Annotated in this window: 20 protein-coding genes; 5 read left to right on the forward strand and 15 right to left on the reverse strand. The window is 33.2% G+C overall.

The genetic code is table 11. The features are described 5' to 3' along the window. The first annotated feature begins 79 nt into the window (after nt 1–79). Nucleotides 80–514 (forward strand): DNA starvation/stationary phase protection protein, encoded by a 435-nt coding sequence (locus tag RDK80_RS18065; RefSeq protein ID WP_094904427.1) that lies wholly within the window; start codon nt 80–82, stop codon nt 512–514. 80 nt (nt 515–594) lie between these two features. Here RDK80_RS18065 and RDK80_RS18070 read toward each other — a convergent pair whose 3' ends face one another. Together RDK80_RS18070 and RDK80_RS18075 are read right to left on the reverse strand one after the other, a co-directional pair. Further along, entirely contained in the window at nt 595–1,800 is a 1,206-nt protein-coding gene (locus tag RDK80_RS18070; RefSeq protein ID WP_308525078.1) for a DNA glycosylase AlkZ-like family protein, read from the reverse strand. A gap of 32 nt (nt 1,801–1,832) precedes the next feature. Next, nucleotides 1,833–2,726 (reverse strand): EamA family transporter, encoded by an 894-nt coding sequence (locus RDK80_RS18075; protein ID WP_308525079.1) that lies wholly within the window; start codon nt 2,724–2,726, stop codon nt 1,833–1,835. 220 nt (nt 2,727–2,946) lie between these two features. Between RDK80_RS18075 and RDK80_RS18080 the strand changes: the two genes are divergently transcribed. After that, entirely contained in the window at nt 2,947–3,606 is a 660-nt protein-coding gene (locus RDK80_RS18080; RefSeq protein ID WP_308525080.1) for a hypothetical protein, read from the forward strand. A 437-nt stretch (nt 3,607–4,043) separates the two neighbouring features. Here RDK80_RS18080 and RDK80_RS18085 read toward each other — a convergent pair whose 3' ends face one another. Both RDK80_RS18085 and RDK80_RS18090 read right to left on the reverse strand, forming a co-directional pair. Then, entirely contained in the window at nt 4,044–4,373 is a 330-nt protein-coding gene (locus tag RDK80_RS18085; RefSeq protein ID WP_094904423.1) for a tRNA-binding protein, read from the reverse strand. Between the two features lie 208 nt (nt 4,374–4,581). Then, entirely contained in the window at nt 4,582–5,073 is a 492-nt protein-coding gene (locus RDK80_RS18090; RefSeq protein ID WP_308525081.1) for a phosphatase PAP2 family protein, read from the reverse strand. A 262-nt stretch (nt 5,074–5,335) separates the two neighbouring features. Between RDK80_RS18090 and RDK80_RS18095 the strand changes: the two genes are divergently transcribed. From RDK80_RS18095 to RDK80_RS18105, 3 genes are all read left to right on the forward strand, one after another. After that, nucleotides 5,336–5,830, forward strand: a complete 495-nt coding sequence (locus RDK80_RS18095) for a sigma-70 family RNA polymerase sigma factor (protein WP_308525082.1) — start codon at nt 5,336–5,338, stop codon at nt 5,828–5,830. Then, nucleotides 5,820–7,004 (forward strand): anti sigma factor C-terminal domain-containing protein, encoded by a 1,185-nt coding sequence (locus RDK80_RS18100; RefSeq protein WP_308525083.1) that lies wholly within the window; start codon nt 5,820–5,822, stop codon nt 7,002–7,004. The genes RDK80_RS18095 and RDK80_RS18100 overlap by 11 nt, the downstream gene beginning before the upstream one ends. Nucleotides 7,005–7,311: 307 nt before the next feature. Continuing rightward, a complete protein-coding gene (locus RDK80_RS18105) occupies nt 7,312–10,377 on the forward strand; it encodes an SdrD B-like domain-containing protein (RefSeq protein ID WP_308525084.1) in 3,066 nt (1,021 codons plus the stop codon). 325 nt (nt 10,378–10,702) lie between these two features. On the opposite strand, the gene RDK80_RS18110 is transcribed toward RDK80_RS18105, so the two are convergent. The 11 genes from RDK80_RS18110 to RDK80_RS18160 form a co-directional block, all read right to left on the reverse strand. Then, nucleotides 10,703–11,887 carry a macrolide family glycosyltransferase gene (locus tag RDK80_RS18110; RefSeq protein ID WP_308525085.1) on the reverse strand — a complete coding sequence of 395 codons (1,185 nt, stop codon included), beginning with the start codon at nt 11,885–11,887 and terminating at the stop codon, nt 10,703–10,705. Continuing rightward, nucleotides 11,880–12,185: an AbrB/MazE/SpoVT family DNA-binding domain-containing protein gene (locus RDK80_RS18115; RefSeq protein WP_308525086.1), complete on the reverse strand. Its 306-nt coding sequence runs from the start codon at nt 12,183–12,185 to the stop codon at nt 11,880–11,882. Before RDK80_RS18115 ends, RDK80_RS18110 begins: the two co-directional genes overlap by 8 nt. A gap of 330 nt (nt 12,186–12,515) precedes the next feature. Continuing rightward, nucleotides 12,516–13,217 carry a response regulator transcription factor gene (locus RDK80_RS18120; RefSeq protein ID WP_308525087.1) on the reverse strand — a complete coding sequence of 234 codons (702 nt, stop codon included), beginning with the start codon at nt 13,215–13,217 and terminating at the stop codon, nt 12,516–12,518. 101 nt (nt 13,218–13,318) lie between these two features. Then, nucleotides 13,319–14,833: an ATP-binding protein gene (locus RDK80_RS18125; protein ID WP_308525088.1), complete on the reverse strand. Its 1,515-nt coding sequence runs from the start codon at nt 14,831–14,833 to the stop codon at nt 13,319–13,321. A 125-nt stretch (nt 14,834–14,958) separates the two neighbouring features. After that, nucleotides 14,959–16,095, reverse strand: a complete 1,137-nt coding sequence (locus tag RDK80_RS18130; protein ID WP_374041685.1) for a sodium ion-translocating decarboxylase subunit beta — start codon at nt 16,093–16,095, stop codon at nt 14,959–14,961. A gap of 28 nt (nt 16,096–16,123) precedes the next feature. Further along, nucleotides 16,124–16,768, reverse strand: coding sequence for a hypothetical protein (locus tag RDK80_RS18135; RefSeq protein ID WP_094901548.1), 645 nt, complete (start codon nt 16,766–16,768; stop codon nt 16,124–16,126). A gap of 464 nt (nt 16,769–17,232) precedes the next feature. Continuing rightward, nucleotides 17,233–18,273, reverse strand: coding sequence for a ribosome small subunit-dependent GTPase A (gene rsgA / locus RDK80_RS18140; protein ID WP_308525090.1), 1,041 nt, complete (start codon nt 18,271–18,273; stop codon nt 17,233–17,235). 466 nt (nt 18,274–18,739) lie between these two features. After that, complete coding sequence (locus RDK80_RS18145) at nt 18,740–19,921, reverse strand: GNAT family N-acetyltransferase (protein WP_308525091.1); 1,182 nt, start codon at nt 19,919–19,921, stop codon at nt 18,740–18,742. 373 nt (nt 19,922–20,294) lie between these two features. Next, complete coding sequence (locus RDK80_RS18150) at nt 20,295–21,305, reverse strand: GNAT family N-acetyltransferase (RefSeq protein WP_308525092.1); 1,011 nt, start codon at nt 21,303–21,305, stop codon at nt 20,295–20,297. 320 nt (nt 21,306–21,625) lie between these two features. After that, nucleotides 21,626–22,090, reverse strand: a complete 465-nt coding sequence (locus RDK80_RS18155; RefSeq protein ID WP_308525093.1) for a GNAT family N-acetyltransferase — start codon at nt 22,088–22,090, stop codon at nt 21,626–21,628. Nucleotides 22,091–22,495: 405 nt separating this feature from the next. Continuing rightward, nucleotides 22,496–23,791: a hypothetical protein gene (locus tag RDK80_RS18160; protein ID WP_308525094.1), complete on the reverse strand. Its 1,296-nt coding sequence runs from the start codon at nt 23,789–23,791 to the stop codon at nt 22,496–22,498. Nucleotides 23,792–23,870: the final 79 nt, after the last annotated feature.

The raw sequence follows: 23,870 nt of genomic DNA on the forward strand, positions 1-23,870 counted from the left end.
ACATTGTACCATACAGAGGTTGGAGTCCTCAATTTTCATTTAAGTTTACAAAACGTTAAAAATTTTAAGGAGGTATTTTATGAAACATATCGAATTATTACAAAAATATTTATCAAACTTGGCTGTACTAAATGTAAAGTTCCATAATATTCACTGGAACGTAGTAGGTAGTCAATTTATGCAAGTCCACAATTTTACAGAAGAAATCTATGATAAGCTATTTGAGAATCTAGATGAAGTAGCAGAATTATTAAAAATGAAAAATGAAACTCCATTATCTACAATGGCTGAATATCTAGAAAAATCTAATATTGAAGAGATTAAAGCGAAAGACTTTTCAATAAAAGAATCTCTAGAAATAGTTAAAAAAGATATGGAATTAATGAAAGAATTAGCAACTGATATCAGAAATATAGCTGACGAAGAAGGAGATTTTGAAACTGTTGCTATATTTGAAGATTACGTTGCATACTACAGCAAAAACATATGGTTTGTAAATTCTATGCTAAAATAAATAAAATTTTCAAGGCATCCTTAATTAAGGATGCCTTGTTTGTGCATTTAAATTATCTTCTATTTTCACTACTATCTATACTAAGACCTATGGGAACTAGATGATATTTCACAGTCTATTCTTATACTTTCGCAATTATTAAAATTAGCAAATCTATTGAGACAATCTTGAATTTTATCTTCTAATATATCATCTTTAATAATATTATCTTCAAGCCAGAAATTCTTTACCACAAGTTGCTTCAACTTTTTATCATTTATTACTTCTATTCTTCCAATGAAGGTATCCCCATATAGAACAGGCAAAATATAATAACCATACTTTCTCTCAGCAATAGGCGTATATATTTCCCATTTGTATTCAAAGTTAAAAATCTCCTTGATCAATCTTCTATCCCAAATCATATTATCTAGTGGAGCAATGAACTCTACCCTCTTTTGGAACTCATCAGTATCTAAAACCAAATCAATTAGATCTTTATCCTCTGATAGACAATAAAAAGCATCAGATATATTTTCAATAATAACTTCGATAATTTTTTTCTCTGCAAGTAACTTCTGGAATATATGATTACGATTAGATGATTTTAAGTTATCAATTCCTAGCCATGCATCTGATGACTTATTCCAAAGCAATCCAACAGCACCAATACGTCTTAAAATCCTCCACTTCCAGTGTTCCTCATCAGTTAAGTTAGGATCTTTTGCATTAATAATCTCTTCTGGAATATATTCATGAGCAAGAGAGTAATATTTAATCGTTCCTTTTTTATGATTAAGAATCAAATCACCTTGAAAATATAATGTTTCCAATGCTGCACGAGATAACGTGGCAGGGCTCCAATACCAATCAACCTGCTCCTTAAAACTTAAATCTTTTGAAGAAACAAAACCTTTCTCTTTGATAATTTCTTTTATCTTGTCCATTACGTTATCTACTTGTTCTCTACTTCTAACATTTTTCTCATACTTTGCTCTTTGACGTGAAAAATATTTCCAATCTTCTATACTGAATATGGACATATTCTTATCAAAATAATCTATAAATTTTCTATCTATGTACAAAAGTTTATGCAACATCTCCTTAGAAAATCCATCTACCCTTGATTGCAAGACTAATTCAGCATTTTTACCACAAACATCTATAGGATCAAATTGAATACAGCCTGCTTGCTTGATATAATCACAAACACCTTGTTCTTTAATAAATTTATAATTACCTACTAATCCTTGTTTCAATAAAATAAAATGCCGAGCTTGTCTGTTTGTAAGTTTAACTTGTTCCATTTTATTTATCACTTCCTAACTTATTAATTATACTACTCCATACCTAAAATACCAATAGATATCATTATTGCAACTATTACAGTATATTGAAGTTTGTTCAATCTTTCTTTTAAAAAGACTCTAGACAGTATTACTGATACTATACTATAAGATGCTACTAGAGGTGCCGTAACAATTGAATTTTGAGCCATGGCAAAAACATAGAAGAATTGACCAAGGGTTTCAAATATAGCTGCATATAGCTTTATTTTTTCCCTTCCAAAACTTAAGAATTCTTTTTTGACAAAAGCTAAATATATAAATGCTATTATTCCTACTATCATAAAAGTGAATTCATAGGATAAATTTGCTTCAGCTTCAGTTAATACTCTATCCAAATAGAATGCATCTGCAAATGTCCCGATTCCATCTATTATGCAATATAAAATTGGAAATACTATTGCCATAGTGCTTATTGTATATTTATTATCTACAGACCTATCTTCCAGTCTACCTTGAATTATATTCTCTTTTCTTTCTAGAAAACCTAAGATAATCATCCCCACTGAAATAATAGCTACTGCAGCGAACTGCAATATATTCATGGTTTCCCCTAAAAAAATAAATGTCAATAATGCTGCTACTGCTCCAGAAGAGTTTCCCAATGGAGAAGAAATAGATAATTCAATATATCTAAGTCCCATATAGCCTATAGTCATAGATAGAATATACATAGAAGTTACTGGGATATATCTTATAATATTTATAGGATTATAGGATATTTTATTGAAAATCATATATCCAAAGCCATGTATTCCCATTACTAATCCTACCATAATAACAATTTTTAGATGACTATATTTATCCTTAGGGTCTGTCCCCATTTTGTAAAACAAGTCTGCAATGCCCCAAGATACAACAGATATTAGTGCAGAAATAAACCACATTCAATTTTCCTCCTAATTTTTACCGATACTATGTTATCATTTAGATTATTTTACTATATGGAGGAATAAATGTATAGACAATTCATATTCAACTCCTCCTAGTGTGTCATGGAATTGTAATGATGATGTAACCTCTTTGTAATTGTATTGATGTAAAATTATGGTATTCTAATTACAGTAGTATGTTACTCTATATGAAATTAAGATGGGAGTGATAATTATGGAAAAAATGACCATGAAAGAAGCAGGAAGATATGCTAACTTCCTTGATAGAACCATCGACGAATTAATATATTTATCAAACTATGGTATGGATTCTAGGATATATTCTATAACAGAAAATCATAAGAAGTCAGCTTCATACAAAGATGCAGTTGATGAAACTGTAGAGGTGGAATTTGAAGATGATGCAGAAATAGATGTTCCCAATCTAACAATACTATTAGAAGACCTTTTTCTTGAAAAGTCTATGTTAGCAGAAAGTATAGCAGAAGCCAAGAAGGACTTAATAATAAAAATTGATGATAATAAGAGGATGAATTTGGATGCAGCATTGGAATATGCAAAGTTACTTAGAAGATTTTCGGAATCATATCTAAGACCTCTAGCAAATAGAAAGGACAAGAAAACAAAGGAAAATAGAACTGGCTACGCATTCAATGTGGAAGGAAATCAAACACCATATATATATGAGGCTGAAGTAATTACTGCAATAATATATGATACAAAACCATTATCTGAAAAGATTAAATCTAATAATTATCTGGCAGATAGAATATCTGAAAAAATTGACATGGCGATGAATCTTCAGTCTGTAGATTTTAGTGCAAAATTTAGTTATCTAGATAGATGTGAAGATATCATAAATCAATATAAATAGTATAGAATAATTTGGTGTGATAATAGAAGGCTTCATTGATATTGAAAGATGATCAGTCGATAGCATAGATTGAAGGAATATTACATTTTAGGCTTGCTTAAGATATTATATTCCTAATATCTGAAATCCTTGATGGAAAATAATTCTGATATATTAAAAGATTACGCTATGCAATCACTACTCATAAATTCACAACTCACCAGTTCCTTAATTCATGAGCTCATCCTTCAAGAAACATCAAGCAATTCAATTGACAATATAACGTATTTTAGATTCTCTTGCTATTGAGATTTTGTTAGTTACTTTATAATTGCTTCGATGAATTGTTTAGTAGATTGATATGGAGCTTTCTATTATCGCACCAAATTAATATCATTTTTCATCTAATATTTATCTGGATACTCATTCAAAAATGAGATTAGATAAGCTATCAACCTTTAACCTAATTTATCTCCTTTTTTCACAGGCTGTTCCGGCTGAATCAATACTACCCCTTGTTCAGAATAAACTCCTAACACCAATACCTCTGACATAAAATCTGCAATTTGCCTTTCTGGAAAATTTACTACTCCTAGTACCTGTTTCCCTACAAGTTCCTCTAACTTGTAACATTCGGTAATTTGAGCACTGGATTTTTTTATACCAATTTCATCTCCAAAGTCAACCAATAGTTTATAAGCGGGCTTTCTTGCCTTTTCAAAAATCTCTGCTCTAATAATTTCTCCTACTCTAATATCTAATTTCATAAAATCATCAAATGTAGCCATAATAAGCTCCTCCTACTCAATTATCTTATAAATATACTATTTATATATTACCATAAACTATTGACCTGCAAAGCTAGTGTAATACCAGCACGTAAAACGTAATATTGAACCAAGTGCCGTTACTATAATCATACACTATCTGCCATGAGCTTCTTTGTTTCCCTTAAAACAAAACACTATCAGAAATTTAAAGGGATATTCTATAGCATTATAAACGGAAACCTATCATACCAAATAAGATACCAATCATAGCACCAACAACTACATCCCTAGGAAAATGTACACCACCTAGTACTCGTACTATTGCTAATATAATGCCTGCAAACATTAAAATGACTCCCACTGGAACTGAAATGTAATATAAAGTCATGGCGATTACAAAGGCAGAAAATACATGACGACTTGGAAACGATCTTCCCTTAGTACTTTTATTGATGATTGGGATAATATCCAAAACTTCATAAGGACGAGGAAAATCAGTATGATTTCGGAATGAACTAACCAACATGAAAGAAATTCCTGGTGTAAGAAAAACTCTCCAAAACCTTAAGTCACCATTAAATGCCAACATAAGAAGAAAAATTGGATATATGAAATACACCAATGTAGTAGTTAACTTATTTATTCCTTTAATCATTACTAAGGCATATGGATGACTGCCTAATATTTTTATCATTTTTTCATATGTTTTTTCATTCACGATTATCACCTTATCTTTTAATCTGTTATCTATTATACCATATCAATATATTTTCTAAATAGATGCTTTCTTCTTTTCTTAATTTATCTGTTATCATAAAAATAATCCTCAACTGGCTTACTCCTATATCCATATTGGAACAAGTAGTCTTTTCTTCATTCTTTCGATATAATCGACATAGAATGACCTTTTTAAAAATTCTTCTAAAAAAGTGTAACCTTTATCCTTCTATTCCGTTTATTAAGTGAAAGGGGATTTTCCTATGATAAACAGCCAATTAGAAAATTTATATATCAAATATCATAGGGAAGTTTACCTCTATGCTCTTTCGTTATGTAGAAATCATCATCAGGCTCAGGACTTGGTTAGCGAAACCTTCTTCAAGGCCTTATTGTCTCTAGACGAAGATACTCCATATATTAAATATTGGCTCTTTAAAGTGTGTAAGAATTTGTTCCTAGATACTTCTAGAACTAATAAAGAATATAATACTATGAATAGTTTAGAAGATCTTCTTGCTACAGAGGAAACTCCGCTAAACAAAGCCATTGACAATGAAGAAAAAAAGCAGCTCTATTACCTAATTATGAATCTACCTCATTCCTACAGAGAAATCATTATACTATATTATTATTGTGACTTTACTATAAAAGAAATAGCTAAAACAACTGGGCTAAAATATGGAACTGCTAAAACTCTACTTTTTAGAGCTAGAAAAAAATTAAAAGATATGTTGGAGGGTCAATATGAATTTTAAGGAATTGATAGATAAATATAAAAATGGTATTACCTCTGAGGAGGAAGAACTACTAATAAAACAGGAAATAGAAAAATATGAGGCTATAGAAGAATATCTATCAGAAAATATAGATATAGATTTTATGAAAGTGGAAAATTATGATGCCCAGAAGGATGAGACTGTTAAACTAAAGAAAAGTGTGAACAGCCGTCTTAGAAGAGTAGTTATAACTTCAGTATCTGTTGTTATACTCATTATTTTAGCAATATTTTTTATTTTATCACCTATCATAGATAGTTTCTATTACAATCCAACGAAGATTTCAATGGGACAAATTAAGAAGGACATCTCTTTCGATTTGATGGCTTTTACAGAACTAAATTTCCCAGGATATGCCTTGGGTCTTGTAGAAGCTGAGAGACTGGGATTTGGCAATTATAATATTTATTATAGTCGTCATAATCTTTTCACTAAAGAATCAAAAAACATCTCTTCCAAAATAAAACGAGATACTCATTTAAAAAACTTTGAAAATGTCTTTGATGAAGAGTATATAAGTCTAGGTTTTCAAATAATCACAAATCCTGAGATTAGTGAATACCAGTATTTTAAAGAAAATAAAAGTCGAGTTATGAATCACATAAAAAAACTAAATCCTGTATCCTATGTATCCACTTATCTTACCTTTGACGAAGATTTAACTATGGAAGAAATCTACAATATGTTGATGGAATACGATGATATTGAAATTACTTGGATTGGTATCAGAACAGCACCTAAAGACGAGGCTATTCAATATCTGACAGGATTTAGACCTCCTTCCAATGCAGTATCAGCTGCTGATGACAGACCCGATAAAAATAAATACCCTGCATTTCAATTATTGGATTGGCTAAGGGACCACACTAGATCACGAAGTCAATCTATTTGGCCAGAGGGTTATGAATTACATTATAAGAGTTTATTAAGATATATGATAGATAGAAAAGATGCCGTAAATGTTCTTGACCATAACCATCTTAAAACTCAATATTATCAATCTGCATTAGACTATGTAGAAGAACATGGTGTAAAATCCTACGGCGTGTTAATTTATGCCAATGCCGAGGATTTACTCACCTTTATAGAAAAGGAATCCATTTATACCATAGAAGTAGATCAAGTCATGGCTTCAAGGAGATATATACGTTGATAGAAAACCTTAGGATATTAATATAAAATCCTAAGGTTTCCATTTTTAAAAATGCCTCTGTCACACGTTTTACTTCTTCTTTTATGCCTTCAATTTTATAAGTAATATATACCACTAAAAATATTGTAATAACACTAAGATAGTACAATATTTTGGTCCCTCACTCAAAAATACAATATTATAAAAAACACTATAAGTCTTCCTAAGAAAGAATTGGATAAAAATGTAAGCAAAAGACTTATAATGCATATTATATTATAGGTAATTTTATAATTATATACAAACATTAAATAAAAGAGGTGATTATATGGCAACAATATCAGGTCGTGTTGTATTTGATAGAGATAGAAGCGCTACAATTAATGCTGGTGATTCAGGTCTAGCTAATGTACCTGTTGTATTACAGAATACAATGACTGATATGAGGCTTGTAGTTCTTACAGACAATAATGGAAACTATTCATTTATAAATGTACCAAATGGTAGTTATAGAATTGTAGAATCATATGGAACACCTGGAGGTGTTGCAACACCGGGAGATTTCAATACAGCAGTAGTTGGTCCTATTCCAGTTGGAGAAGACCCACCAATAAGTTTTGCACCTAATCCACCTTCAGGGTCAACAAATCTAGATTCTTTAACTCCAGATACGCTTTTAGTAACTGTATCTGGGTTTGATTTAACAAATCAAAATTTCCTAGATGGTCCCGTTATATATACACCTATAGAAAATATACTTGATCCATGTGTATCAGTTTCAGATATAAATCTTATTAATGTTGCTGATAACGGAACTTTTGGTTCATTTCCAGCGGGCACTCCCGCTAATACTGGAGCTCCTGTTGAGCCTTACCCAGGGGTAACACCAGATTTCACTTATGTATTGCCGGATCCAACTGACTATACACCTTTTGATGGTGAGTATACGGTACAAAATATTATGACTAACGCATTAAGTAATACAATAGGTGCTTGGTGGCGTATTGCAGACCATACTACAGGTAATGAAACAGGAAGAATGATGGTAGTAAATGGTTTTAATCCAGGGGCTGTTTTTTTTAGAGATGTAGTTTCGGTACAGCCTAATACAAACTATTTATTTAGTTCTTGGATTTTAAATCTATTTAAAGTAACAGGGTATCCGAATCCTGAGCTGGGTGTAAGAATATTAGATCAAAACGGTAATCCAATATACAGTGCAACATTAGGGGCTCAAATTCCTGTTAATACAAACGCTCCAGAATGGAAAGAGATAGGTACTGTAATTAATTCACGAAATAACACAAGCTTAACGGTAGAATTCTTAAGTGAAGGACCAGCTGCTATTGGAAATGATTATGCTATAGATGATATATCACTAAGAGAAATACAAATTCCAGAATTTACACCCGTAAAGACTGTTAGTACTCCTACCGCAAATATAGGAGATATAGTAACATATACAGTAACATTAACCAATACTTGCACAAGTCCTTTAACAAATGTATTTTTCCAAGATATTGTACCAAATGGATTATCTTTCGTACCAGGCAGTGTGACAGTCAACGGATCCCAAGATATAACTTTGAATCCTAATGTTGGATTTAATGTACCAGATATTCCAGGAGGTTCTACTGCTACTATAACTTTTGATGCTTTGGTTGATAATGTTCCAACTCCTAACCCAACCCTTAATACAGCAATGATGAGTTATTTTTATACACCTGTAGAAGGAGGAATAGAAAATAATTATACTGTAAATTCTAATGTCGTTCCACTTGATATAGCTGCTTCAGCAGATGTTTCAGTTGAAAAAACGTCAAGCCCAGATCCAGTGATATCAGGACAAGTGCTTCAATATACAATCATAGTATCAAATGCAGGACCATCAGCCGCAGAAAATGTTGTTTTGCATGACATTATTCCACCTGAGATTACAGGAGCAGAATTTTCAACAGATGGAGGAGCAACTTTTAGTCCATGGACAGGAAGCTATGATATAGGTACACTACTAAATGGTGAAACAAGAACTATTTTAATAAGAGGGACAGTAAGTCCAACAGCTACAGGAACTATAACTAATACTGCAAATGTAACTTCAACTACACCAGATCCTAATCCAGATAACAACACGTCAACAACAACTACCGAAGTTAATGCATTAGCAGATATTGGAGTTGTAAAAACAGGAACTCCAAATCCTGTTATGTCAGGGGAAACCTTAACTTATACAATTGATGTATCAAATTTCGGTCCATCAGATGCTGAAAATGTTGTTTTAACAGATGCTATTCCAGCTGAGATTACAGGAGCAGAATTTTCAACAGATGGAGGAGTAACTTTTAGCCCATGGACAGGAAGCTACAATATAGGAACTTTATTGAATGGTGAAACAAGAACTATTTTAATAAGAGGAACCGTATCACCATCAGCTACAGGAATTATAACTAATACTGCAAATGTAACTTCAACTACACCAGATCCTAATCCAAGTAATAACACATCAACAGTAGATGTATTAGTTCAAGAGTCAGCAGATATTTCAGTTATAAAAACAGCAAGACCAAATCCAGTAATGGCAGGAGAAATAATAGTGTATACCATTGAAGTATCAAATGCAGGACCATCAAATGCTCAAAATGTCATTTTACAAGATAATATTTCCACTACTATTACAGGAGCAGAGTTCTCAGTAAATGGAGGAGCAACTTGGAACCCATGGACGGATAGCTATAGCATTGGCACGTTGGCAGCAGGAGATTCAAGAACTATTTTAATAAGGGGAATGGTATCTACGTCGGCTACTGGAATTATACGAAATACTGCGAGTGTAACTTCAACAACTGAAGACCCTAACCCAAGTAATAACACATCAACAGTAGATGTATTAGTTCAGGAGTCAGCAGATATTTCAGTTATAAAAACAGCGAGACCAAATCCAGTAATGGCAGGAGAAATAATAGTATATACCATTGAAGTATCAAATGCAGGACCGTCAGATGCTCAAAATGTCATTTTACAAGATAATATTTCAACTACCATTGCAAGAGCAGAGTTCTCAGCAGATGAGGGAGCAACTTGGAGTCCATGGACGGGTAGCTATAATATTGGCACGTTGGCAGCAGGAGCTTCAAGGATTATTATAATAAGGGGAATAGTTTCTAAGACAGCTACCAGAACTATTACCAACACGGCGGAAGTAACTTCTACAACACCAGACCCTAATCCTAATAACAATACTTCAACAGTAGATACAACCATTAGTTTACGTTGCAAAATTTACTGCAAATGCTGTTGTCACTGTAATAAAGTTTATTACAAATCTTGTTGTCATTGCAGAATTGGCTATGAATGTTTCTATTGCAAAAGCCATAGAAATAGAAGTTATAGATAATATAATTAAACGACCTATAATTTCTAGTAGTAAATAAATTGAGATCAGTAAACTTAGTAAATGTTTATAAAGCATGTCTTTCATTCCTATAAGAGAATTAAGATTATTGAAAAAACCCTATGAAATATAGGGTTTTTTCAACAAAATTTAGTAAAATACAGTTTTTTGTTTATTAGTTCTATCCAGACCTTATTTTCTAAATTAGATTATTACTAAGTGACGCCTTTATACTCTATTTTACCAGTTTTATCCTATGATTTTAACTGCCTAAAATCCTTTATAGGTTTTTAGATTCATCTATTTATCTCTTATCGACACTATGAGCTCAATATATATCTAAGCTTTCATTACATACCTTCTCTATCTTATTTGCAGCTGCACTTGCTCCTCCAGCTTTCTGCAAACCTTTAGAAATTACTTCTGCATTTCTTTTATATGATACATCATTCAATATTTGTAAAACAATTTCTCGGATGCTACTTGCAGTACTTGACTTTAATCTTTTCCCAGCATTCAATTCTGCTACTCGGTTTGCCACCATAACTTCCTCACTATGTAATGGAAATAAAATAGATGGCACACCAAAATATAAACTTTCACTTATACTATTCATTCCGCAATGGGTAATAAACACATCAGTCTGTTGCAAAACTTCTAATTGTTCAACTTTGGGATAAATTTTAAAGTTATCTGCCAATTTGCCAAAGCCAAAAATGTCTGTCTTCTCTCCAACAGACATGATAACTTGGCAATCTACATCAGCTAATGCCTGAATACAGTTTTGATAAAAATGTCTATTTTGATTCAATACAGTTCCCAATGAGATGTAAATCAGTGGATATTTCTTTTCAGTTTGTTCAATTTCTGGAACTTGGAAAGAAGGCCCCACAAAAGCATACTTATCTGAAAATGTTTCTGCCATAGGCTGAAATTCTTTGGATGTATAAACAATTGTATCAGTATAATTATCATTTTGAATAATACTTATAAAGTTTTTTACCTTATAACCTTTTTCTTGAAGTAGATTTATTTTTTTATTAATTCTTGGAATGCCCATAAGCATACGGAATATTTCTTTTAGGCTTTGTTTCATCAGCCTTGCAGTATGTTTATTCATTGCAAAAGTCGTAGTAGAACAAACATAGGGGATATCTAATTTTATTGCAAATAATTTTCCCCAAATACATATAGAGTCTGATACTATACAATGTGGTTGAAATTCTTTAAGCTCTCTACATACCTTTTCATCTAGGCTCATAGTCATATCTGCTGTCATCTCTATAAGAGATGCAAAATCCTTTCCCACTTTCTTTTCTACATCTGGCGTAAGTTCTGGTAAATAGTTATCACACGGAATAAATTTTGCACCTGCATTTTCAATTTTCTCTTGAAACTCATAAAAAGAATAATACCAAACTTCATGACCTCGTTTTACCAATTCATCTACTACTGCTATAGTAGGATTAGTGTGTCCATGAGCCGGGATACTGAAGAACACTATTTTACTCATCATATTCTTCTCCAGACTTACTCAATTTTTTTATTTCTTTTGCAAAAATAAGTGAATCTTCTTCCGATTCCGATGGATAAATTTCCTGTGCCTTACCTTCAAAAATTGCATCGGCAATCTTAGAAAAAACATCATACCGCTCAATTGCAATACCTCTTTGGGCATCTGCAAGTAAAATTAAAGTATCTCCTGGAGAAATATCAAACATATCTCTTACTTCCTTTGGAATAACAATCTGCCCCTTTGAACCTACCTTCACAGAACCCATATATTTATCTTCTAAAATTTTTTTATTCATAGTACACTCCCTTTTAGTATTACTTTTCATACTAGTTATACTAATTATACCTTTATATTGAAATTTTGTCAATTAACTAACTTAAATATTACTAGATAAATATACATCTCCTAGGTTGTAATGATACTAATACTCAAAAATGTCCCCTAAACCTATAAGTCTAGAGGACAAAAACACATTTATATATTTAATTATAATATTTATAACCTCGATATTTAAATTTACTTCTCTATTCTTTTCTCAAAAACTTTATAGCATATATTTTTTATGCTAATACATCCAAACCTTTTTACTTCTTAAAACATTAATGAATATGATAATTGCACCCTATCATACTTCTTCTAACATCCTGTATCCAACTCCCATTTCTGTTAAAATATATTGGGGATCTGCAGTATTTTTTTCAATTTTTCTTCTAAGGTTTGCAACATTGACCCTAAGTGCTTTGCTTTTGCTCACATATGGTCCCCAAAGTTCACGGCATAGAAACTCATGGGTCAGTACAGTACCCGCATTCAGAGAGAGCAAGACAATAATTCGATATTCAATAGGAGTCAAATGTACTGCCTTTTCAGCTACTGTTACTATTCTCTTATCATAATCAATGTATAAATCACCCAAACTAAAGGATTGATTTATCTTGCTGTTCTTTATTTTCGATATATGCCCCTTCCGCAGAGCAGTTCTAATTCTTGCCATTAGAATAGCATTGTTAAAAGGCTTTGTAATATAGTCATCTGCACCACTGTCAAGAGCTGATATAATGAACTTCTCTTCATGTCTTGCCGATACAATAATCACAGGAACCAAGCTCCAACTCCTAATAGATTCAATTACTTCCATGCCATCCATATCCGGCAGTCCTAAATCCAGTAAGATTAAATCCGGACAATGAGATGAAGCAAGGGAAATTGCTTCTTGTCCATTAACAGCCTTCAGCGTCCTATAGCCTTGTAACTCTAGTTTCACAGAAATGAATTCACTGATTGCTTCCTCATCCTCTACTATCATAATAACGTGTTTATTTTTCATAGCAATACCTTTCTAGCAACCTACGCTCTCTGAGTTGCAAACACAAACAACCTCTAAAAAGACTCGTAAGAGACCTCTTCCAGATACAATCTTTGTGTCTATTAATAATTTTTTTCATATTTCTCCCTGCAAAGCGGTATTGTAAACATAAATTGTGCCCCGCCTTCTGGCCGATTATTTGCATATATCTCTCCTCCATGGGCCCTGATTATAGTTTTACAAATAGAAAGTCCAATCCCCAAATCTCGTGTTGAATCTTTATATAGATTTTCTGACGTAACCGTAAAGTTAAATAACATAGGAAGAATCTTTGGATCTATCCCCGGACCGTTGTCCGCTATAATAAAACTCACAAAATCACCCATTTCTTTTACTTCTATTACCACATCTGACTTTTGACCTTGAGCGTGTTTTTGCGTGTTTTCCAAAAGATTAATAAGGACTTGGGAGATCAACATAATATCTATTGGAAGTAAAATCACATTTTCAGGCTGATTTACAATGACTTTAGCATTAGGAAAGCGTTTGCGGAAAGTTGAGACAGCTCCTTCTATAACCTCTTCTACGATTTCTTCTGATTTATCAATTACCATATCATTCTTCTGAACCTTTGTAATGGACAATATGTTTTCAATCATATTTAAAAGCCATTGGGAATCATTCTGTATTCCCTCTATTAATTTGGTCTGTATTTCATAAGGTATTTTATTTCCTTCTTCCAATAGAGTAGAGCTGGCACCTATAATACCAGTAAGTGGAGTTCTCAAATCGTGAGATATGCTTCTTAAAAAGCTGTTCTTTACTTTTTCCGCTTCCATCATCACCTTAGCTTCTTGCTGTTCTACCATAAGACGATACATTCTAAGTGCTTGAGCCGTTTGATCGGATATTAATTCTAAAAACACCTTTTGCTTCTTGTTCAAATCCTTTTCCCCAAAGGAAAAAGCAAATACTCCATAGGTAATATTCTGTGCAACTATGGGAAAAAAATATCCATAGTCCTTATCATCCAAGGCTTCCTGTTTATCCGCAGCAAGTCTTACTAAATAAAATATTTCCTCTTTAGTAAAATACTCAATACCCACATCATCCTTTACATATCTAAAATAAGGATTTAGCTTTCCTTTTGGTTTGATATCTTCAAAAAAAGCTATAGAATGTATTAATTCATCCTTTAAAAATTCCATCGAGTATCTTACTATGGTATCCAAATCCCTTGTAGAAAGAAGCTTCCGATTAATACTATATAACAGTTCAGCATGTTTACGCTTCTTCCTAGCATGTTCTGCCTGTGCCTTAATTCTGGTAGTAATAGTACTGCTAGTAAAAACTACAGTCAGCAGTATAATAAGAGTCACTGGGAAATCCAAAGTAAAACTAAAGCCAAACCTTGGCGAGGTTATTAGAAAATCATAAGTAAATACTCCTATAACTGCCGACAACACTCCATAAATATATCCTTCTGTAACAGCTGTAATAATAAATATTGCCATAGACATTACAATATTTATATTTTGATGTCCAAGATCATAACGATAAAGAATTTCACAGATAAGTAATGTACTACAAAGAATACAGAGAGAGAAAATAATATTTTTAAACTTTTTCTTATTCAAATTAACCCACCCTATACTTTCTATATGACTATCAATCAAATACATAATATCATTTTTAATCCTCATACATTTATTATCATATATTATATCATAGTTCTAACAATAGCATTTATATTAGTAACTTGTTACCCAAACATGGAAATAAAAATTCCTGCTATAATTGCTGAACCTATGGTGCTTGCAACAATAGGTCCCATTGCATGCATTAAAAGATGGTTCGAAGGATTGTATTCTTGACCTAACTTCTGAGATATTCTGGCAGCCATAGGCATTGCAGATACTCCTGCATTTCCAATGAGAGGATTCACCTTTCCCCCTGTCAATTTGCATAAAATTTTTGCTACTATTATTCCTCCAGCTGTTCCCATTATAAATGCAAAAAGACCTAAAACAATAATAAGAAGTGTTTTAATATTTAATACCCTATCGGCGGTTGCACTTCCTCCAATAGATAAACCAATTAATAATGTAAGCAAATTCAATAAATCTCCCTGAAGCATTCTGGATAACCTTTCTGTCACACCGCTCTCTCTGATAAGATTACCAAGCATTAACATTGCAATCAATGTTGCGGCAGAAGGTACAAAAATTAAAACTAACAACGTTATTACAATAGGAAAAATAATTTTCTTTCTTCTAGATACCTTTTTAGGAATAGGCATAACTATCATTCTTTCCTTTTTGGTAGTAAGCGCTCTCATTATCGGCGGCTGAATAAGGGGAACTAAAGCCATATATGAATACGCTGCAATAGTAATCGTCGGAAGCAAATGACTTGCCAGTTGTTTTGTGATATAAATTGAGGTCGGACCATCTGAACTTCCTATCACTCCGATTGCTGCCGCTTCCTTCATGGTGAAATTTTCAAAGCCAGGGATAAAATATGATACTACATATCCTAAACCTAATGCTCCGAACATCGCTGCAAAAATGCCAAGCTGACCTCCAAGACCAATTAATGCTGTCTTAGGTGATGACATTAAGGGACTAAAATCTGTCATTGCACCAATACAGATAAAAATCATGGGAGGATAAATCCCAAGCTCAATACCCTTGTATAAATAATAAATCAACCCACCTTCATCATAGGAAGACAGACCTGCAATAGGTATATTAGCAATAATCATTCCAAATGCCAATGGAAGAAGGAGTAATGGCTCATATTTCCTCTCTACAGCCATATATGCAAGGGCAAGTCCCAAAATTATCATTATTATCTGGGACAGTGTTAAACTGTCTATTATACTAGTTATGTAATTAATATCCATCATCTCCTAATCATTTGTATATCTACACTATTGTGTAGCCATCGTGGTTAACAATAGCATCTATCTTCTGTTTCTCTTTACACATTTTACATTCAGATGGCTTTGATACTTCATAATTTGGTATATCCTCAGCACTGAAGATGGCATTGATTTCATAACCTGCTATTTCATTCTTTGCAGAAAAAATAGCAGATATCCCTTCGAGTTTCCCTCCATAATAACTAATACATTCCAATGCCTTTAAAATGGTTTTACCAGTAGAAGCAGAACTTATCAGCAAAACAATATGTTTGTTGTAAACAAATTTCTGATTACTTTGCATAAAAATCAGTTGCCCACTTACAGAAACTGTGGGACGTATCACATGAATCTCTCTGTCACTATTGACTACCATAGAACCATTTTCCATAAGTTCTTCTGCCATATATGCACCAATTACATCTGTATCTTCCATGCAAATGATGGTATCTACAAGACTCTTTGCCAAATAAGGAATAGCCATTTCTCTAGCTACATCCCTTGCCACTAGTGCATTTACTTTTATTCTACTCATGTTCAAATAATGATTTACATGTGAATTTCCTGTAGTGAAGTGACCAGGAATTACATCTAGAGTGATCAGCTTATTCTTTGGAGATTCAATAGTAAAAACACGATTTTCTAACATATTTTCCTCCTTTTTTACTCTAAAATCTTATTCATTCCTATTAATTATAAAAGAAATAGGTATAAAGAAGTTGTTAAGAAAATTCGGAGGTCGGTAGAACTAATTCCACCAACCTCCCGCATCACTTAAGTGAGTTTGTCCAGTAATTAAGTAAAAAAACTTCTTGTACTGCAAGATAACTGTAACCGCCTGCATATACATATTTTCTAACTAAAATCTTTTGATCATTGAATGCTGAAGGAAATTTTATTTGTCTTGTTTATAGTCTGAAAAGCTTGACTAATCTCATGGGATTTAAGAGATTAATAAGGCACTTTTACATGAAAAAAGTTGCCTACTCCTATTAGAGCAACCAACTTTTTATTTTTCTATTTAGCTGATTAAATTATCTCAGAATGTTTGAACCCATCTTTGATTGTATCAGTCTTTTTAAATGTGATTATTCAGGATTGAATTTTCATTTTTTATTTCTTTCCTCTTTTTATCTTATTCTCCAATTTCCCTTTTTTAGTATATATTGATTTATTCTTTCCCCATTCATTTTCATTTGACAGCTGACAGTATGTTTTCCATCTATCTTTTGAAAGTATCCCCTCTTCAATTGCTTGATTTACTGCACATCCTGGCTCCTTGCTATGGCTACAGTTATTGTATTTACATTTAGTAAAAAGTTCAATTACATCCGAAAACGTATCGTTTATGCCATCTTCAACATCCCACATTCCAAGTTCCCTAATTCCTGGAGTATCAATAACAATTACTCCTGAAGCAAGCTCAATCAACTGTCTATGAGTTGTCGTATGTCGCCCTTTAGAATCATTTTCACGTATCTCACTTACCATCATAATTTCTTCCCCTGCAATTGCATTCACAAGTGTCGATTTCCCTACGCCAGAAGATCCTAAAAAAACTATAGTTTTTCCTGCCTGTATATATACATTTAATTGTTTCATTCCATATCCAGTTTTGGCACTAATAGCGAGAACATCAGCCTTTTCTGATATACTTTTTACCTGTGTTATATAAGCCTCTGGATTATCACATTCATCTGCTTTTGTCAAAATCACTATCGGTTTTCCACCACTTTGCAAAGCCACACTAATATATCTTGTTATTCTATTTAAATTAAAGTCATGATTCAAAGATGAAAGAATAAATATATAATCAAAATTAGCTGCTATTACCTGCTCTTTCACTGTTTTAACATATCCAGCAGCATGTCCTGAAAAATCTGTTCTAGAAAAAGAACTCTTTCGTTCACATATTTCCTGAATTAAAGAATCTCCATTTTCATTATATTTTAGAAGAACGTAGTCTCCTACTACAGGATACTCTTTATTCATTTTATCTTTATAAAAAGCACCTTTTAATTTTGCATTTGTTTCTCCATATCCACATAGTACCTTGAATAATTCTCTCTGCACTTCGCTAACACGCGCTACAATTAAATTATCTTTTTCTCTTGTCAGAATCCTTTCGCTCTTATAAATTTCTTCAAATCTCACCGTATTACCTCCAATTTTTTGCACAAAAAAACTTGCCCATCGACAAGTTCTGTTTATACAGTATTTTCAAAAGGGTTGTTTTTATAGAGTACACGGAAAAATCACAGTTCCGACGTACACTCAAGTATTAAATTATTGATTTATCACCGTATTCAAATTTGCCATAATTTAATCAACTCCCTTCGAAATAAAATTGAAAGCTGTATTTTTTTATATTGTACTAAAATGAAATAGAAAATACAACCATAATTTTCAATTATATAGATATAATTCATCTTAGTCGACAATGTACCTATGCCCTTGCTCTAAAAAAATAGCACCAAAATTTTTACATCTTAGTGCATTTATTTTCTATATTGATAATAAGACAGCTCCTCATGCTTATATAAAGATAAACTGAAATTTATAGATTCAATGAAATTAATACTCTGTTAATAAGGGTATATAAACTGATTTTAATACTTTATTAATCCCATTGTCCTGGAAATCTTAATTTTTGTAGTTGTGGGAATTTTTTATTATATTCTTCCACTTCTTCCTTTGGAAGATTTTCAAAAACTTCCGATTCATAGAATTTTCCTTTTATGCCTTTCATACTATCTTCTACTAATTCAATTCCCATAAATGCATCAAAGTTTTTACCCTCGGCAGTTGTAATGTTAAAGTTGTCACATGTTTTAAATCCTATTCTAGGATAATAATCTGGTTCTCCAAAAATTACAATCCCTTTATACCCCTTATTTGCAGCTAATTTCATTGTTTCTCTTAATAACAGCTCACCAACTCCACATCCCTGCCATTTAGGCTCTACGCAAAGAGGTCCAAAGGTTATAATTTCATGTGTATCTGTCCCATCAACAACTCGTGCCTGTGAATACATTATACATCCTATTATCTCTCCATCCTTTACTGCTATTCTGCTTAGCTCTGGAAGATAGTCTTTATCTTGACGTAATTTATGCACAAGATAATGTTCGTCACATCCAAGATGATGCTTATTCCAAAATGCATGCTGTGTCATTAACTCTACATTGTACCAATCCGACTTTGTTTCCATTCTAATTTCTATTTCTTCTCTATTTAATCTTTTCTTTTCTTCTGGAAACCATCCAAATTCTAACCTTACTTCTTTTCTTTGTAAATCATTATTCTTGTAGCAGCAAGTATCCATACCTATCAAGCTAAATCCTTCATGCTGATAAAAATCTATTGCATTAACATTACAAGATTGTGTTTCTAGTATAATAGCACGACGACGTTCTCTTCTTGCTTGTTCCTTGGCCATTTCAACTAACGCATGACCTATTCCTTGCTTTTGATATTTTTCTGCCACCCAAAGTTCTGTAATTCTTAGACGATTAGACCATAGTTCTTGGTCAGTTTCAATTGCGGCAACTAATTCACCATCAACTAACACTCCCCAAGCATAAGCATTCTCCCAGTGATCCTCATATAGCTTATCTGGAAAATCATATTCTTCTGGTGTATGAGTTACTGGCTCTGTAAAATCTTTCTTTTCTATCCCAATAGCGAATCCTTTATCTGTTTTATTTACATAAACATCATAATACTTGTCTGTTATATACCTAATTGGAATAACAGTTCCTTTCCATTTCTCTTTTGGTAAATGTATAATTTCGTATTCCATAGCTTTTATCCTTTCTTCTTATAGCAGCTATTGTCTTAACCTTCTCTAGTTCTGCTCAATTTATAGTCATAATAATCCCTTCAACAAATTCCTGTTCATAGTCATGTAAATTTAACCTTAACCTAAATCAATCATATCCATTGAATAGTCATCTACAATTTGTGCACTTAAAATGTTGTTCTCATACTTAATATTGCTTTTTGTGTGTTTTTAACACTTAGGGCAAGTAATACGGATTTCATTCCATTTTGTATCCATTGAGGCAAAGGTTAATCACTTATGATTCGTTCTTCCATGCTCTTTACTTTTCTATGTGTAACTGACCGCACCATTTTTTCTGTTAGTGAGGATAAAAAATACCTGACTGAATTTGCTACAACAACTTTATACTCGGATTGTTAAAGTTTGCCCATGCTATATTACTGTTAATGTATCTAACCATTCTATAAGCTACTGGCTTAAACCCGCACTTAGGCCAAAATGTTGAAGAAGCAAGATTGGTTATTCTCCAATCTGTTATCATACTGTTATATCCCTTTTCTTTCATAATCCTACAGCCTTCATTCATTAACTTTTTACCAACACCTCTTCCCATTTGAGAATAGTAAGTACCTGCAATACCCAACTCTACTCCATTGTCGGGTGTCATCAAGTCTGAAGTAATCGGACAATATTCTTGAAATCCTAATTCCTTCATGTCCTTTATCGCAATGAGAAACGTTTCGTCATTTTCCTCTACTATACTTTTATATGCAGCTTTCATATCCAATACAACCTCAGGTAACGCAGGCTCAAACGTAGGTGCAGAATTATGATACGATTGGATTATGCTAGACATTTTACCCATCATTTCACTATCCATTTTATTAGCAACTCTAATCTCTGCATCAGATACATTTTCAAAGGGTTTGTAATCCTCCATGTTCATTACCCCGTGTACTTGCTGGATAAAAAAGCTTAATCGTTGGTAGGCATCATAGTACACCTGATTTCCAAGAGGTATTATAGTGTAGTGCATAAAGCAACCTTGCTCTAGCCACGCCACTGAAACCTTTGCATATAGATTCCTTATAAGTTCAGAGGATTGATCCATTCTGATTGCTATTCCCTCATAGGGCACCCATACGTGTCTACCCCTAAGGGTATCAATCTTTATCTCTCCGATTATATAACCTACTAGCTCATTATTAGTAAATGCTCCTATCCCAATGACCTTATTATTAACAAACAATTTTCCAAGTATATCCGTTGCATATTTAACATTAAGACAACTGTTTTTTAGAAACGGAAACACTTCACCTTCAAAACTTTGCCTATGTATTAGCAAATCAGCCATTGCGGGTATATCATCTATGCTAATTGGCTTGAACTCACATATTTTCATTTCTATTCCTCCCCCTTAATAAGTTTACATTATATTACATATTCTATCATAATAGATTATTACTAGATATGTAAAAATGAATTATTAATTTTTTGTTTTATATTTTCGGATCTTAACGCCTATTCAGAAATAAAAAAACGCCTATAAGTATTGATACATCTTACTCTTAGGCTATTTTTGTATTTACTTGTGGTGCAGTTCACCATAACAATTATAACAGAGGTTTTTCCTGTACATATATACTTTTACCGTATAATATAGCAGAACAATTTTGTTACATTTTCCAACAAACTTCCTGATAAATACCGCCAAGTTATCAATTATTCGTCCATCTGCTTTTCATAAATATAGAGGTAAAATTCTACGTCTTTTTGGGGCTGTATCTCATCAACCTTCCTATAACCATGTTTCTCATAGAATCTATGGTTGCCAGTATTCAGATATGGAGTATCTAAGGTCCATCTCTTAACATGGTCATATTTCTTTTCTATGAATTCAATTGCCTTTGAACCAATCCCCTGACTTTGATATTCTGGAGAAATAAAAATAGCCCCTAAGCAGAAATGCCCATCCCCCAAGTCGTATAAATTTATTCCTCCTGCTATCATATCATCCACTAGGATTTTGTAGTAAATACCCCTTTCTATTTTAGAAATATGCCATTCTATAGAATCAATTCCAGGTGGCAATGCACCATATTTTTTCAGATCATCACGAAATGCTTTCAGAGAAATCTCCCTTAATGTTTCTAAGTCCTTCATTTCTGCAACAGCAAAATTTATCATACTATACACATCCTTGCCATAAAATTTGTGCTAACTTCCAGCTAGCAGTAATAGCCTATATAATATTGAAAATTACATTCTTTTTACAGGTTCCAATAAGGTTAAATAGAAATCATTATGAATAGGTATATGTTGACTCATTCTGTTAAGCACCTCCTTCTTTTGATGTCTTACATGTCTATAACATAATAATATCACTTGACGTCGGGTCAATTGCAATAGGTTTTTAATAAGCATTAAATATTTTTTAAATTGAAACCCCACTGTTGAGTTTTATGTTTAGATTAAAGAGCCACGATATTGATATCGTGGCTCTGCTAAAAGCTTATTTTAATCCCCTATAAAATAACCGCTATTACTTATGGTACGGTCTTACACATACTACTCCACATCAGCCAACTGGGATTATTTCTTAATCTGCTGTAAGATATCAAACATCGCTTCCGACGAAGCACCTTTTACCCTGATTTCCACAAGGATATCTCCATATAACACGCCGAAGCACATTCGGGAACCTGATTCATCACCTGTATCCGTAATCTTATATGTCCGTGCCTGTACAGCTTCGAGCGTTATCTCCTCACTGAGGAAAATTGGATTATCAACAATCTCTCGTAAATCGTCAGGCACTGAATCGGCGCGGGGAATAGGATAGAGTGAGAGGTCGTAATTCTTCTTGTCTACAATAGATGTGATACGGGTTTTGTCGTTATCATTGAGTATTGAAACGCGCCAGTCGATATATCCCATACCTTTTCTCCAGTTAACAAACAGTGCATCCTGCTCTTGATTGATAAAGCGTAAGGCATCCTCAAACACAAATCCAGCAGGGACTTCTGCTGGTAAATATGCACCGAAATCAACGTCCGCGCAGGCTTCATCAAGATTGAGCCGATCTTGACGCAGTTCGGGCACAACCGGGTGAAATACATTAAGATCGCCAGCACCTCCTTTAATCAGAAGACCAACCAACTCAGATATTTCATTCTTGAGAGCTTCCTTTTCCGTTTCTGTACCACCAAGTTCCACATAATAAGCTACATCTGAAAGCTTGAAGGTGGCAAAATAGATGACATTCCTAAGCCCCTTGCTGTTCGAGTTAGTCTCAAAATACCCAGCTGTGACTAGTGTTCCCAGGACATCTGAGGCTTTTGTTTCAACGTCAAACCCATAGTCGAGTACGACTGCACCGGGTCCAATCTGGATATAGGTCTTGAGTCCAGCAGCGGATACGGCATGGGCATCAATATTGAATAGGGTTGCTCCATTTTTATCACTTTGAAAATTCGCCGTTGCTGTAATGGTACGTGTATTTACCAACGCGGGGAAAACAGCGTTAAGCTCATCGACGGTTAGCTCTTGCTCAAAATGCCCCGAAATAGCAATGTTGGCTGCGACTTGAAAATCGGCTTTATTAAAATATAGAGTGTATTTGCTTGACGTGTCGGGCGCCAGCGCATTTTCACTGGGCTGGGAAACGGATGGAGTTTCGCCCGGCATCGGTATTACATTATTTTGCATTAATTGAGGGATTGTTAGAACACCAAGCAAGATAATGGTAAGACAAGCAAAGGCTGCGACATAGCGCTTGATCATAATAGGACGGCTCTTAAGTCTGACATTGTCGGGAGAGGATACTAATCTTTGATGTAACGTTTCCGAAACCAATATTTTATTCATGTATTCGTTATATGCTTTCATAATCGTCCTCCTTTAAAACAGATTCGTTTTGTAAACTTAAATGAAAATTGAGGACTCCAACCTCTGTATGGTACAATGT

This window comes from uncultured Tissierella sp., from assembly GCF_902479755.1.
Classification (GTDB): domain Bacteria; phylum Bacillota; class Clostridia; order Tissierellales; family Tissierellaceae; genus Tissierella; species Tissierella carlieri.